This window comes from Pseudomonas edaphica (assembly GCF_965277385.1).
In the GTDB taxonomy this organism is placed as follows: domain Bacteria; phylum Pseudomonadota; class Gammaproteobacteria; order Pseudomonadales; family Pseudomonadaceae; genus Aquipseudomonas; species Aquipseudomonas edaphica.
The window spans coordinates 2068003-2081719 of record NZ_OZ255725.1 but is presented as its reverse complement, the minus strand read 5'-3'; the positions used below and the strand labels follow the sequence as shown (position 1 = coordinate 2081719).

Annotated in this window: 13 protein-coding genes; 7 read left to right on the top strand and 6 right to left on the bottom strand. The window is 61.7% G+C overall.

Going from position 1 to position 13717, the window contains the following annotated elements; translation table 11 throughout:
• Window positions 1-18: 18 nt before the first annotated feature.
• The gene (dacB, locus tag ACQY47_RS09405) at window positions 19-1476 is read left to right on the top strand and encodes a D-alanyl-D-alanine carboxypeptidase/D-alanyl-D-alanine endopeptidase (RefSeq protein ID WP_428556995.1); all 1458 of its coding nucleotides are present in this window, start codon (window positions 19-21) and stop codon (window positions 1474-1476) included.
• Window position 1477: 1 nt separating this feature from the next.
• On the opposite strand, the gene ACQY47_RS09400 is transcribed toward dacB, so the two are convergent.
• Window positions 1478-2257 (bottom strand): IclR family transcriptional regulator, encoded by a 780-nt coding sequence (locus ACQY47_RS09400; RefSeq protein WP_428556994.1) that lies wholly within the window; start codon window positions 2255-2257, stop codon window positions 1478-1480.
• Between the two features lie 120 nt (window positions 2258-2377).
• On the opposite strand from ACQY47_RS09400, the gene hmgA reads away from it, so the two are divergent.
• The 4 genes from hmgA (at window position 2378) to ACQY47_RS09380 (ending at window position 7107) form a co-directional block, all read left to right on the top strand.
• Window positions 2378-3661 (top strand): homogentisate 1,2-dioxygenase, encoded by a 1284-nt coding sequence (gene hmgA, locus ACQY47_RS09395; protein ID WP_017135178.1) that lies wholly within the window; start codon window positions 2378-2380, stop codon window positions 3659-3661.
• 3 nt (window positions 3662-3664) lie between these two features.
• The gene (gene fahA, locus ACQY47_RS09390; RefSeq protein ID WP_428556993.1) at window positions 3665-4951 is read left to right on the top strand and encodes a fumarylacetoacetase; all 1287 of its coding nucleotides are present in this window, start codon (window positions 3665-3667) and stop codon (window positions 4949-4951) included.
• A 12-nt stretch (window positions 4952-4963) separates the two neighbouring features.
• A complete protein-coding gene (gene maiA / locus ACQY47_RS09385; protein ID WP_428556992.1) occupies window positions 4964-5599 on the top strand; it encodes a maleylacetoacetate isomerase in 636 nt (211 codons plus the stop codon).
• Window positions 5600-5736: 137 nt separating this feature from the next.
• Window positions 5737-7107, top strand: a complete 1371-nt coding sequence (locus ACQY47_RS09380) for an MFS transporter (protein ID WP_428556991.1) — start codon at window positions 5737-5739, stop codon at window positions 7105-7107.
• 196 nt (window positions 7108-7303) lie between these two features.
• Here the strand turns inward: ACQY47_RS09380 and ACQY47_RS09375 are convergent, their stop codons facing one another.
• A complete protein-coding gene (locus ACQY47_RS09375) occupies window positions 7304-8107 on the bottom strand; it encodes a SirB1 family protein (RefSeq protein WP_169986956.1) in 804 nt (267 codons plus the stop codon).
• Between the two features lie 187 nt (window positions 8108-8294).
• Here ACQY47_RS09375 and ACQY47_RS09370 point away from each other — a divergent pair, with 187 nt between their 5' ends.
• Complete coding sequence (locus tag ACQY47_RS09370) at window positions 8295-9314, top strand: Glu/Leu/Phe/Val dehydrogenase dimerization domain-containing protein (RefSeq protein ID WP_428556990.1); 1020 nt, start codon at window positions 8295-8297, stop codon at window positions 9312-9314.
• 55 nt (window positions 9315-9369) lie between these two features.
• Here ACQY47_RS09370 and ACQY47_RS09365 read toward each other — a convergent pair whose 3' ends face one another.
• A complete protein-coding gene (locus ACQY47_RS09365; protein WP_003188807.1) occupies window positions 9370-9630 on the bottom strand; it encodes a YebG family protein in 261 nt (86 codons plus the stop codon).
• Between the two features lie 248 nt (window positions 9631-9878).
• On the opposite strand from ACQY47_RS09365, the gene ACQY47_RS09360 reads away from it, so the two are divergent.
• On the top strand, window positions 9879-10367 hold the full coding sequence (locus ACQY47_RS09360; protein WP_017135172.1) for a phosphate-starvation-inducible protein PsiE: 489 nt from the start codon (window positions 9879-9881) through the stop codon (window positions 10365-10367).
• Here the strand turns inward: ACQY47_RS09360 and ACQY47_RS09355 are convergent.
• From ACQY47_RS09355 to ACQY47_RS09345, 3 genes are all read right to left on the bottom strand, one after another.
• Window positions 10364-10681 carry a DUF3509 domain-containing protein gene (locus tag ACQY47_RS09355; protein WP_099548463.1) on the bottom strand — a complete coding sequence of 106 codons (318 nt, stop codon included), beginning with the start codon at window positions 10679-10681 and terminating at the stop codon, window positions 10364-10366. The genes ACQY47_RS09360 and ACQY47_RS09355 overlap by 4 nt on opposite strands.
• A 286-nt stretch (window positions 10682-10967) precedes the next feature.
• Window positions 10968-12272, bottom strand: coding sequence for a serine/threonine transporter (locus tag ACQY47_RS09350; protein WP_428556989.1), 1305 nt, complete (start codon window positions 12270-12272; stop codon window positions 10968-10970).
• Window positions 12273-12334: 62 nt separating this feature from the next.
• A complete protein-coding gene (locus tag ACQY47_RS09345; RefSeq protein WP_099548465.1) occupies window positions 12335-13711 on the bottom strand; it encodes an L-serine ammonia-lyase in 1377 nt (458 codons plus the stop codon).
• Window positions 13712-13717: the final 6 nt, after the last annotated feature.

Here is a 13717-nt window from a genome sequence, read left to right as displayed (position 1 = left end):
TGCGGGAAAACGGTACTGATGCAGTTGGGTCGATGGATACACACCAGCGCGATGCTGGTGGGCTTGAGTTTGTTACTGGGCGGTTGCGCCACGCCTTCCAAGACGGCCACCGGGCACAGCCTCGACCAGTTGCTGGCCGACCCGGCGCTGCACGGCGCCTCGGTCTCGCTGATGGTGCGGGACGCCAACAGTGGCGCCACGCTGTATCAGCACAACCCGCGCACGCGGCTGGTGCCGGCTTCCAACCTCAAACTGCTGACCACGGCCGCGGCCATGGATGTGCTTGGGCCGCAGTACCGTTTCGCCACGCAACTGCTGAGCAACGGCATTCGCCAGGGCGACCGCTTGACCGGCAACCTGTACCTGCGCGGCCTGGGTGACCCGACCATTCAGTTCGCCGATTACCAGGCGTTGGCGGCGCAGTTGGCCAGCCAGGGCGTGCGTCAGGTGCAGGGCGACCTGGTGTTTGACGACACTTGGTTTGACGCCGAGCGGCTGGGCGTCGACTGGTCCCATGACGATGAAACCACCTACTACGGCGCACAGATTTCGGCGCTGACCGTGTCGCCCAATACCGATTTCGATGCTGGCAGCGTGCTGGTCACCGCCAAGGCGCCAGCGCGGGCCGGGCAGCCTGTGAGTGTCGACATCTTCCCGCCGACCAACTACCTGCAACTGAGCAACCGCGCTATCAGCGGGCCGGGCAACACCTACGGGATCAACCGTCGCCATGGCACCAACCTGCTGCAGCTCAGTGGGGCCGTGGCGCCGGGGCGACAGAGCGAGCAACTGGTAAGTGTCTGGGAGCCAACGCAACTGGTGGCCAACCTGTTCGAGCAAGCGCTGGCGCAGCAAGGCATCACAGTGCTTGGCCGTCGAGTGATGGGCGGTGCCAGCCCGGTTGCGGTGACGGTACTGGCCGAGCACAAGTCGGCGCCGTTGCAGGAATTGATTACGCCGCTGCTCAAACTTTCGAACAACAACATGTCCGAAGCCTTGCTCAAGGCGATGGGCCGCCAGACGGCCAACAGCGGCACGGCGGCGGCGGGTGCGGTGGCAGTGGCCGGGTTTCTCAAGCGCCAGGGGCTGGATACGGCGACATTGAGCCAGGTCGATGGTTCGGGGCTGTCGCGGCGTAACCTGGTGTCGTCGCAAAACCTCACCGACCTGCTGCTGGCCGCGAGTAAACAGCCGTGGTTCAACGCCTGGTACAACGCGTTGCCGATTGCCGGCAACACCGACCGCATGACCGGCGGCAGCCTGCGGTATCGCCTGCGCGGCACACCGGCCGAGAACAACCTGCATGCCAAGACCGGCTCCATGGGCGGCGTGTCGTCCTTGAGCGGTTACATCACCGATAGCAAGGGGCGCAAGCTGGTGTTCTCGATGCTGAGCAACAACTACGTGGTGGGTGGCGCGCAGGTCAAAGCCGTGGAAAACCGCGTGGCGCTGGCTTTGTCAGGCTGGGACGAGTGATTCAGGGCTGATAGCCCATGCGCCAACTTACGGCCCGAGTCGCCGCCAGCAAGTGCTGCGCCGCCGGGCCGTCTTCATCGGCATGGAACAGTGAGGTGGGGCCGACCACGGTCATCACCGCCGCGACGTGCCCAACCGCATTGAACACCGGCGCCGACAACGCATCGACGCCGGGCATCAGCAAACCATGCACGAAGTGCAGGCCCCGGCGGCGAATCTGTTCACAGGCGCTGGCGTAAGCCTCGTCGTCCGCCAGGGCATGGGCAGTCCCGGCCTGAATCTCGCGTTCGCGCAATTCCACGGTTTCCCGCGACGGTAAATAGGCGCTGAACACCAGCCCGGTGGACGAGCTGAGCAGCGGCAGCACCGAACCCAGCTGCGTCACCACGGTGACGGCGCGCACCGCCGGCTCGATCTGCACCACGGTCGCGCCCTGGTTGCCCCACACCGCCAAAAAGCAGGTTTCATTCAATTCATCGCGCAGTTCTGCCAGCGGCATTGCGCCGACTTTCAACACATCCATGCTGCCCAGCGCTGCCAAGCCCACGCGCAAGGCCTCGCGACCCAAGCCGTAATGGTTGGTGGCGGCGTTCTGCTCGGCGAAGCCCGAGGCGATCAGTGCCTGCAAATAGCGGTGGACCTTGCTCGCCGGCATCTGCACATGGTCGGCCAGGCGCGACAGCGAAGTGGCCGGGGACAGCTCGGCCAGCGCCTTGAGGATATCGGTGCCCACTTCGGCCGAGCGGACTTTCTGTTTACCGGTGTCGCGGGGCTTTTCCATGGAGGGGCGAGAATCCGAGAGATGAATGGGCGTCTTTATAGCTTGACGGTCGATAGTGATCAAATTACGTTATGCGTAACTGGATTACGATAAAAACAACTTCCGCACAGAGGATGATCCATGAACCTCGAATACCTGTCGGGCTTCGGCAATGAATTCGCCAGCGAAGCCCTGCCCGGCGCGCTGCCCGTCGGCCAGAACTCCCCGCAAAAAGCCCCCTACGGCCTGTACACCGAACTGTTCTCCGGCACCGCCTTTACCATGGCGCGCAGCGAAGCCCGCCGCACCTGGCTGTACCGCATTCAGCCATCAGCCAACCACCCGGCGTTTATCAAGCTGGAACGGCAATTGGCCGGTGGGCCGTTGGGCGCGGTGACGCCGAATCGCTTGCGCTGGAACCCGCTGGATAGTCCAAGTGAGCCGACCGACTTTGTCGACGGCCTTGTAGGCATGGTCGCTAACTCCGGGTCGGAAAAACCCTCAGGCATCAGCATCTACAACTACCGCGCCAACCGTTCCATGGAGCGGGTGTTCTTCAACGCCGATGGCGAACTGTTGATCGTCCCCGAGCAGGGCCGTCTGCGTATCGCCACCGAATTGGGGGTGCTGAACGTTGAACCACTGGAAATCGTGGTGCTGCCTCGTGGTTTGAAGTTTCGCATCGAACTGTTGGATGCGCAGGCTCGCGGCTATGTCGCGGAAAACCATGGTGCGCCACTGCGCCTGCCAGACCTTGGGCCGATCGGCAGTAACGGCCTGGCTAACCCGCGTGACTTCCTCACGCCGGTTGCCCACTACGAAGACAGCAAAAAGCCGACCACGCTGGTGCAGAAATTCCTCGGCGAACTCTGGGCCTGCGAACTGGACCATTCGCCGTTGAACGTAGTCGCCTGGCACGGCAATAACGTGCCGTACAAGTACGACCTGCGCCGCTTCAACACCCTCGGCACGGTGAGTTTCGATCACCCGGACCCGTCGATTTTCACCGTATTAACCTCGCCCACCAGTGTGCACGGCTTGGCCAACCTAGACTTCGTGATCTTCCCGCCGCGCTGGATGGTGGCCGAGAACACCTTCCGTCCGCCGTGGTTCCATCGCAACCTGATGAACGAATACATGGGCCTGATCCAGGGCGCCTACGACGCCAAGGCCGAGGGTTTCCTGCCGGGTGGCGCGTCGCTGCACAGCTGCATGAGCGCCCATGGCCCGGACGGCGAGACCTGCACCAAAGCCATCAACGTGGACCTGGCGCCGCACAAGATCGATAACACCATGGCCTTCATGTTTGAGACCAGCCAGGTGCTGCGCCCGACACAGTTCGCCCTTGAGTGCCCACAACTGCAACCTTCCTACGATGCGTGTTGGGCTTCGCTGCCCGCCACCTTCAACCCGAACCGGAGATAACCCATGACTCAGCCAACACTTGCCCGCAGCTGGGTAGCCTCCGCCAACGGCCACCGCGATTTCCCCTTGCAGAACCTGCCGCTGGGCGTGTTCAGCATCAATGGCTCGGCGCCGCGCAGTGGCGTGGCGATTGGCGATTCGATTCTCGACCTGCACGCCGCGCTGGATGAGTTCGAAGGTGAAGCACGGCGTGCCGTTGAAGCCACTGCCGGTGGTCAACTGAACGCGTTTTTTGAACTCGGCCGTGGCCCGCGCGTAGCCTTGCGCGAGCGCCTGCTGGAGCTACTCGCCGAAGGCAGCAAGCTGCACACCCGTGAGGCGCAGGTGCTGCACCGCGCGGCTGATTGCCAGATGCATCTGCCGGCAAAAATCAGTGATTACACCGACTTTTATGTGGGCATCGAACACGCGCAAAACGTCGGCAAACTGTTCCGTCCCGACAACCCGTTGCTGCCCAACTACAAGTACGTGCCGATTGGCTATCACGGCCGCGCCTCGACCATTCGCCCCTCGGGCACGGACGTACGTCGGCCTAAAGGCCAGACGCTGCCGGCCGGCCACACCGAGCCCACCTTCGGCCCGTGCGCGCGCCTGGATTATGAGTTGGAACTGGGCATCTGGATCGGCCAGGGCAATGCCATGGGCGACTCGATTGCCATTGGCGACGCCGCCGAGCATATCGCCGGTTTCTGCCTGCTCAACGACTGGTCGGCGCGGGATATCCAGGCCTGGGAATACCAGCCGCTCGGCCCGTTCCTGTCGAAAAGCTTCATCACCAGCATTTCGCCGTGGGTGGTCACCGCCGAAGCCCTGGAGCCGTTTCGCAAAGCCCAGCCGGCGCGCCCCGAAGGTGACCCGCAGCCGCTGCCTTACCTGCTGGACACGCGTGACCAGGCCGCTGGCGGTTTCGACATCGAACTGGAAGTGCTGCTGACCACCGCCGCGATGCGCGAGCAAAACTTGCCGGAACACCGCCTGACCCTGAGCAACACCCAGCACATGTACTGGACCGTAGCGCAAATGGTTGCTCACCACAGCGTCAATGGCTGCCAGTTGCAGGCCGGTGACCTGTTTGGTTCGGGCACTTTGTCCGGGCCGCAGCCGGGGCAGTTCGGCAGCCTGCTGGAAATTACCGAAGGCGGCAAAAAGCCGATTGAACTGGCCTCCGGCGAGGTGCGCAAGTTCCTTGAAGATGGTGACGAAATCATCCTGCGCGCCCGTTGCAGCCGTGAGGGGTTTGCCTCCATCGGTTTCGGCGAATGCCGTGGCACTGTGATCGCAGCACGCTAAGAGGGCAGGGCGATGGAACTCTATACCTACTACCGTTCTACGGCGTCGTACCGGGTGCGTATCGCCCTGGCACTCAAGGGGCTGGACTTTACCGCCGTGCCGGTGAACCTGCTGGTGCCGCCGGGCGGTGCGAATCGCCAGCCGGCTTACCTGGCGATCAACCCGCAGGGCCGCGTGCCGGCGCTGCGTACCGATGAGGGTGAACTGTTGATTCAATCACCGGCAATCATTGAGTACCTGGAAGAGTGTTATCCACAGGCGCCGCTACTCTCCAAGGACTTGGCGACCCGCGCCCATGAGCGCGCGGTGGCGTCGATCATTGGCTGCGATATACATCCGCTGCACAACTCCAGCACGCAAAACCTGCTGCGCAAATGGGGGCATGACGAGGCGCAAGTGCTCGAGTGGATCGGGCATTGGATCAGCCAGGGCCTGGGCGCGGTGGAGCAGTTGATTGGGGATGAAGGCTTTTGTTTTGGTGACCAGCCGGGGATCGCGGATGCGTTTCTGATCCCGCAGTTGTACGCGGCTGAGCGTTTCAAGGTGCCGTTGGGCGCGTACCCACACATTGGACGCGTGGCGGCGCTGGCGGCGCAGCATCCGGCATTTGTGCAAGCGCATCCGGCCAACCAACCCGACACACCCTAAATCAATGTGGGAGCTGGCTTGCCTGCGATAGCGGTCTATCAGTTGATCATTCACTGGCTGACACACCGTCATCGCAGGCAAGCCAGCTCCCACAGTTTGATCCGCGTCATCCTTATAAAAATAACAGGTACCTTGCGATGCACAATCAGATTGCCAGCTTTCGCGCGGCACTCGACGCCCGTCCGGTGTCGCGCTACCAGTGGTTGATTCTCCTGTTGCTGGCGTTGCTGCTGGTAACCGACGGCTATGACGCCCAGGTGCTGGGCTACGTAGTGCCGGCATTGGCCAAGGATTGGGGGCTGGAAAAAGCCGCGTTCGGCCCGGTATTCAGCGCCAACCTGTTGGGCCTGACCCTGGGTTCGTTATTGGTAACGCCGCTGGCCGACCGCTTTGGTGTGCGCCGTATCCTGCTCGCCTGCGTGCTGATCTACGCGAGCCTCACCGTGCTGATGGTGTTCGCCAACTCCCTGACCACACTGATGGCCGCGCGGTTTATCTGCGGCATTGGCATGGGCGGCGCGATGCCCAGCGCCATGGCGTTGATGTCGGAATATTCCCCGCCGCGCATGCGCACCTTGATGGTGACCCTGGCCGCCTGCGGCTTCTCGTTCGGTGGCGCGGCGGGTGGGTTTGTAGCCGCAGGTTTTATCGAAGGCTACGGCTGGCAGGCGGTGTTTCTGGCAGGCGGGGTGACGCCGTTGCTGCTGTTCCCCTTCCTGGTGTGGTTGCTGCCGGAATCCTTGCCGCGTTTGCTGCGGGATGCGCCGCCGTATGCGCGACTGCATAAGGTTACGGCGCGCATGCTGCCCGACTGGCAGCCGCCGCTGGCGAGCGAGGCAGAGAATCTTCAGGAGCAGGGCAGCAAACTCACAGTGGTGGAGCTGTTTCGCAACGGCTACGCGCGTCCGACCATACTGATTTGGGCCACTTTTTTTGTCAGCCTGATCCTGCTGTATTTCATGATCAGCTGGCTGCCGACGCTGTTGCTGGAAAGCGGCCTGACGTTGAAGCAAGCGAACCTTGTGACCTCGATGTTCCTGTTTGCCGGCACTTTGGGCGCCATCGGCATGGCCTGGTTTGCCGACCGCCTGAAAAGCAAAGTGCGGCTGCTATCCGGCGTGCTGGCGGCGGCTGCGGTGTGCACGATTTTGCTCGGGCTGAACCACGACAACCCGCGTTATCTGGTGGCCTGCGTGTTCGCGGCCGGCTTCTGCATTATTGGTGGGCAACTGACCCTCAACGCCTTCGCCAGCAACTTCTATCCGGCGCATGTGCGTGCTACCGGCACTGGCTGGGCGTTGGGCGTGGGGCGCTTTGGTTCAATCCTGGGGCCGTTGTTTGGCGGCATGTTGCTGGCGATGCATATTCCGGTGGAGCAGATTTTCTTCTTCTGCGCGATTCCGGCGGTGATTGCGGCGCTGCTGATCATTCAAGTGCGCTCGCCTGGCTCCAACGCGCCGCAGGGCCCGTTGCACATCGATATCCTCAAGGCGCCGGCCAATCATTGATTCAACGCAGATCAAATGTGGGAGCTGGCTTGTTGTGGCGAGCGGGCTTGCCCCGCGTTGGGCTGCGAAGCGGCCCCAAAACCTGCCACTGCGGTGTGTCTGGAGAAATGCGGTGACTGTCTTGGGGCTGCTGCGCAGCCCAACGCGGGGCAAGCCCGCTCGCCACAATAAATCCTGATCGCCAAAAATAAGTATGTCAGTGCACCACGGTGTTAGGCGGCAAATGCCCCAGCCGCTCGGTCAGGCGCAGGCGCTGGATCGGGTCTTCGCTGAGCAGCAGTGCGTGTTCGAGGTCAAAGCGCTCGGCGCTCGGGCAGTCCAGGCGCTGGTAAAGGCTGGCCCGCGCCAGGTAATCCGCAGCGCTGGCGTTGCCCAACTCCAGCACGCGCTCGGCATCAATCAGGGCCGACAGCGGGTGGTCATTGGCCAGGTGCAGTTGGCGCAGGTTACGTGACAGCCGTTGCAGTATCGCGCGCGGTTCGGCGGTGAGCAGGTGCTCGGCCTGCAACTTGAGGTTTGGCCCGTACTGGCGGTGCAACAGCTCGCGGCAGTCGTTGGGGTACAGGCGCCGGCCGCCGCAGGGGTCCAAGAGGTGGTCGGCACCGGGCACTCGCAGCAGGAAATGGCCGGGGAAATTAACCCCCACCATGGGGATATCCAGGCGCCGCGCCAGCTCCAGCGCGATCAGGCCCATGGCCAAGGGCTGGCCGCGTTTGCGCTGCAGCACCTTGTCGAGCAGCGCGGCGGCGGGGCGCAGCGGTGTGGAGTCATCCTGGGCAAACCCCAAGTCATTCATGCGCCGCAGCAACGGCTGGCCGAGCTCATCCGCTGGCAGCATGGGCATACCGACGCTGACCTGTTGTTGCAGCAAGGTCAGGTCTTGCAGGATCAGCACGGGTTGCACGCTCGGATCGTGTTCAGCCGCCATCCACAACGCAGCTTCAAACAGCGCAGGCGGTGAGCGGTCCAGGCAGGCGAAAAAGGCTTTGCGGGGATTCATTGCATTCTCCGGCGGATGCCCACGTTTTAGCCTTGCTGTGAATTTTCGTCCAGTAACTTAAGAAATGTCCTGCGTGCTTATGTCGTGATGCCTACGAAACCTGGCGGCTTATTCCAGCGTGATTCAGCAGTTTTCTACCGCAAGCCTATACTGGGGCCTCTACCAGAAGTGATTCGGGAGCCTGACGATGTTTGCGCTTATGCACAGCACCCGCCTTGAATCGCTGCACCTGAGCATCGACCCGGTCACCGGGTTGAAGGCCGTCATCGCCATCCACAGCAGCCGCCTCGGCCCTGCCTTGGGCGGTTGCCGTTATCTTGCTTACCCCGACGATGAAAGTGCCGTAGCCGATGCCGCGCGCCTGGCCCAAGGCATGAGCTACAAAGCCGCCCTGGCCGGCTTGCCGGTGGGCGGTGGCACGGCGGTGATTATCCGCCCCGTGCACGTGGAAAGCCGCGCCGCGCTGTTTGAAGCGTTTGGCCGTTGCATTGAAAAACTCGACGGCCGTTTTGTGACCTCGATCGACAGCGGCACCAGCGTTGCCGACATGGACTGCATCGCCCAACACACCCGTTTTGTCACCAGCACCACGGCCGCCGGCGACCCGGCACCGCATGCCGCCATGGGCGTGTTCACCGGCATCCGCACCACTGCCATGGCGCGCCTGGGCAGCGATAACCTCGAAGGTTTGCGCGTCGCGATCCAGGGCCTGGGCAATGTCGGTTATGCCCTGGCCGAACAGCTGCACGCGGCGGGCGCCGAACTGTTGGTCAGCGACATCGATCACGGCAAGGTGCAATTGGCCATGGAGCAGTTGGGCGCACACCCTATCGCCAACGATGCGTTGCTCAGCACACCCTGTGACATCCTGGCGCCGTGCGGTGTGGGCGCGGTGTTCAATCGCCACACGGTCGGCCAATTGCGCTGCGCTGCCGTGGCGGGCTCCGCCAGCGCGCAACTGAGCAGCCTGGACATCGCCGACCAGTTAGAGGGACGCGGCATCCTCTACGCCCCGGACTACGTGATCAACTCCGGCGGCCTGATCTACGTCGCCCTCAAACACGCCGGCACCGAGCTGCCAGGTATCACCGCGCACCTGTCAAATATCGGCACACGCCTCACCGAGATCTTTGCCCACGCCCAGGCCGAAAAACGCTCCCCTGCACGGGTGGCCGATGAACTGGCCGAGCGCCTGCTCTATAAATAATCCAGGCATTAAAAAGGCCCTGAATCAATGATTCAGGGCCTGTTCAATTCGGGCTTTACTCTGCCGCCGGGTTCAGCAACTCGGACAATGCATCCGGCTGGCTCTTGAACGCCTTGGCAAACACATCGCGATTCTTCGCCATGTAGATCCCGGCTTCTTCCACCTGCTGCTCGCTCAGGGACGGCACGGCTTTTTGCAACACTTCTGCCAGCAACTCAGCGAGTTCAAGCATCTTGTCATGACGATCAGCTTCGGCTTTATCCATGAACAAACGCTCCAGATCTCGGCTGCTGCGGTATACCACTTCGACGGCCATTCACCACCTCACATGCCTTCACGATAGTTGTCTTATGCGACTACTGTATTCATATACAGTAAAAAGGGTAAGCCAAACCACGGGGTTTGGGTAGCAGTTTTTTAATGTAGCCGGTAAATAGGGGTTTGCAGTGCCTCATGTCACCCCGCCATCATCTTATACCTGCCGCTGGCCTTTTTTCTGCATGCAGAACAACCGTCACGTCTAACCCGCAATATCCGGTCGAATCGACCTAAGGAAGCTTCATCGTGAAAATTAACTGGGCCGAAAAGCTGCGTCAGCAAGTCCATGGGCTGGCCGAGTCGCTGGGCAATCTGTTTGTCGAGACGTTCCACTACCTGGCGTTGTTCGCCATTGGTGCGGTGACGGCCTGGGCGGCGGTGATGGAGTTTCTGGGGATGCTGGAGACGGGGCACATCAAGATCGATGACATCTTGCTGCTGTTCATCTACCTGGAATTGGGCGCAATGGTCGGGATTTATTTCAAGACCAACCACATGCCCGTGCGCTTCCTGATCTACGTGGCAATCACCGCGCTGACGCGCCTGCTGATCTCCAACGTGTCGCACCACAACCCGCCGGACATCGGCATCATCTACCTGTGCGGCGGCATTCTGTTGCTGGCGTTCTCGATTCTGGTGGTGCGCTACGCCTCGTCGGCGTTCCCGTCGGTGAAGGTCGAAGGCCCGCGTCGCAAGGGCGAGGCGAGCCTGGAAACCGAGAAGGGCGAGCTTTAAAGCCCGACGCTGAAGGGCAAGGTGCGGGCGGGCGGTGGCTGCAATAATTTGTGGCTGTCGCCGTCCGTCATCACCGCCAGAATCTCCATGGCGCTGTGGCCCTGTTCGATGGCGATGCCGAACTGAATGCTTTGCACCAGGCGCTTGAGTCGTTGCGGGTCGTTGCGTTGTTCGGCGCTGATCATGCGTTTGGCCACCACGCCCGTCTCGTCCGAGAGGGTGAGCATGATGCTGCCGTCGAGCCGTTGGATGCTCAGGTTGACGCGGTAGGTGGGCGTGAAGGTGTCAGTGATGATCTGAAAAGGATTGTCCATGGTGCGTTACCGCCTGATAAGAACATGCAGTCATTGACGACCGGTGCCTGGTTTAGTTCGCGTTGCCTGACCACCGGCCACTCCGTCGCTGAGGTTTCACAAGGTCCGTTTGCCTCGGTAGCTGTAGAGCAAGGGGCGTGCCGTATAGCGCTCTACCAGGCGCTGCAATGCCCATGTGGGAGCGGGCTTGCCCGCGATTGCGGTGTATCAGCAGAATAATTTCTGACTGACAGACCGTTATCGCGGGCAAGCCCGCTCCCACAGGGGATGTGGGTTGTGTTCGATTTCAGGGCAAAACCGAAAAAACGATCGCAGACAGCGCAATCAACCCGATCAGCACCACAAACACATTCGACACCTGACCCGAATACTGGCGCAGAGATGGCACGCGGCGGATCGCGTACATTGGCATCAGGAACAACAGGCACGCGATGATCGGCCCGCCCAGGGTTTCGATCATGCCCAGGATGCTCGGGTTGAAGGTCGCCACGGCCCAGCAGGTCAGGACCATGAACAGTGCGGTGCAGCGTTCCAGCCCTTTGGACGACATCGAGCGGTTGCGCCCACGCAGGGATTTGACGATCAAGCCCTGGAAGCCTTCGCTGGCGCCGATGTAGTGGCCGAGAAAGGACTTGGTGATGGCCACCAGCGCGATCAACGGCGCGGCGTAAGCAATCACTGGCGTCTGGAAGTGGTTCGCGAGGTACGACAGGATCGAAATGTTCTGCGCCTTGGCAGCCGCCAGGTCAGCCGGCGACAGGGCCAGTACGCAGCTGAAGCAGAAGAACATCACCGTCAGCACCATCATGCCGTGGGCGGTGGCGAGGATGCCGCTGCTTTTGCGTTCGGCTTGTGGGCCGTAGACGCGCTTCTGGTCAACGGCAAAGGCGGAAATGATCGGCGAATGGTTGAAGGAGAACACCATCACCGGGATCGCCAGCCACAGGGTCTTGAAGAACAGCGGCAACGGCATGCCTTCGCTGGCGGAAGCGAAGAACGCGCCGTTCCAGTTGGGGATCAGGCTCACGGCCAGCAACAGCAGGGCGGCGACGAAGGGGTAAACCAGCACGCTCATGGCTTTGACGATCACGCCCTGGCCGCTGCGCACAATGGCCATCAGGCCGAGGATCAACACCAGCGACAGAATCGCCCGAGGCGGCGGGGCCATGTGCAGTTGGTGTTCCATGAAGCTGCTGAGGGTGTTGGTCAGCGCCACGCTGTACACCAGCAGGATCGGGAAAATCGCGAAAAAGTACAGCAGCGTGATCAACTTGCCCGCGCCCACGCCGAAGTGTTCTTCGACCACTTCGGTGATATCACCGGATTTGCCCGACAGCACAAAGCGCGTCAGCCCACGGTGAGCGAAGAAGGTCATGGGGAAGGCCAGCAACGCCAGCACGATCAGCGGCCAGAAACCGCCAACGCCGGCGTTGATCGGCAGGAACAAGGTGCCCGCGCCAATGGCCGTGCCGTAGAGGCCGAGCATCCAGGTGGTGTCGTGTTTGGTCCAGCCGGTGGTTACGGTGTTATCTAAAACGTTATCTACAGCAACAGCAGGGTTTTCAGCGGCAGGTGTACGTACATCAGTCATCGATATTGCCTCGTTATTATTTTTGCGCGGGCTCACGTAGGGGGCGGGTAGAAGTGCTCCGATCAGCACTCCACCCAGCTGACCGCCAGGCCGCCCCGTGAAGTTTCTTTGTATTTGTCATGCATATCGGCGCCGGTATCGCGCATGGTGCGGATGACCCGGTCCAGGGAAATAAAGTGTTTGCCGTCACCGCGCAGGGCCATTTGCGTGGCGTTGATCGCCTTGACCGCCGCGATGGCGTTGCGCTCGATGCACGGCACTTGCACCAGGCCGCCGACCGGGTCGCAGGTCAGGCCGAGGTTGTGTTCCAGGCCGATTTCGGCAGCGTTTTCCAATTGCTCCGGTGTGGCGCCGAGGATGTCGGCCAAGCCGGCAGCGGCCATGGCGCAGGCCGAGCCGACTTCGCCCTGGCAGCCGACTTCGGCACCGGAGATCGAAGCGTTCTTCTTGCAGAGAATGCCCACGGCAGCGGCTGCCAGGAAGAAATTGACCACATCGTCATCCGACGCATCGGCGTTGAACTTCATGTAGTAATGCAGCACGGCCGGGATGATCCCTGCTGCGCCGTTGGTCGGCGCGGTGACCATGCGCCCACCGGCGGCGTTTTCTTCGTTGACGGCGAGGGCGAACAGGTTGACCCATTCCATGGCCGACAAGGTGGAAGTGATCACGTTGGGTTTGCCGATTTCCAACAGGCTGCGGTGCAATTTCGCCGCCCGGCGCGGCACGTCCAGGCCGCCTGGCAAGATGCCTTCATCGCGCAGGCCTTGCTCCACGCACTCGCGCATCACCGACCAGATATGCAGCAGGCCACTGCGGATTTCGTCATCGCTGCGCCACGCGCGTTCATTGGCCATCATCAGCTCGGAAACCCGCAGGCCGTGCTTGTTGCACAAGGCCAGCAGTTCGACGGCGCTGGAAAAGTCGTAGGGCAATTCAACATCGCTGGTAGGCGCGATGCCCGAGGCTGCTTCAGCCGCTTCGATGATGAAACCGCCGCCTACCGAATAATAGGTTTGTTCGCTCAGCAGGCCGTTTTCGCCATAGGCGTGCAGGGACATGGCGTTGGGATGGTAGGGCAGGCTCTCATCGAGCAGCAGGAGGTCGGTGTGCCAGTTGAAGGCAATGTCCTGCGAGCCTGCGAGCAGCAATCGGCCGGATTCGCGCAATTGCTGAATACGCGCATTGATCGAGGTGGGGTCGACCTTGTCTGGCCATTCGCCCATCAGCCCCATCACGGTGGCGCGGTCGGTGGCATGGCCCACGCCAGTGGCGGACAGCGAACCGTACAGGCGCACTTCGATACGTCGCGTTTCACTGAGCAAATGCTGGTCGGTCAGGGCTTGGGCGAAGGTCGCCGCTGCGCGCATCGGGCCGACGGTATGGGAGCTGGACGGGCCGATGCCCACTTTGAATAGATCGAAAACACTGATAGCCATGCTAAA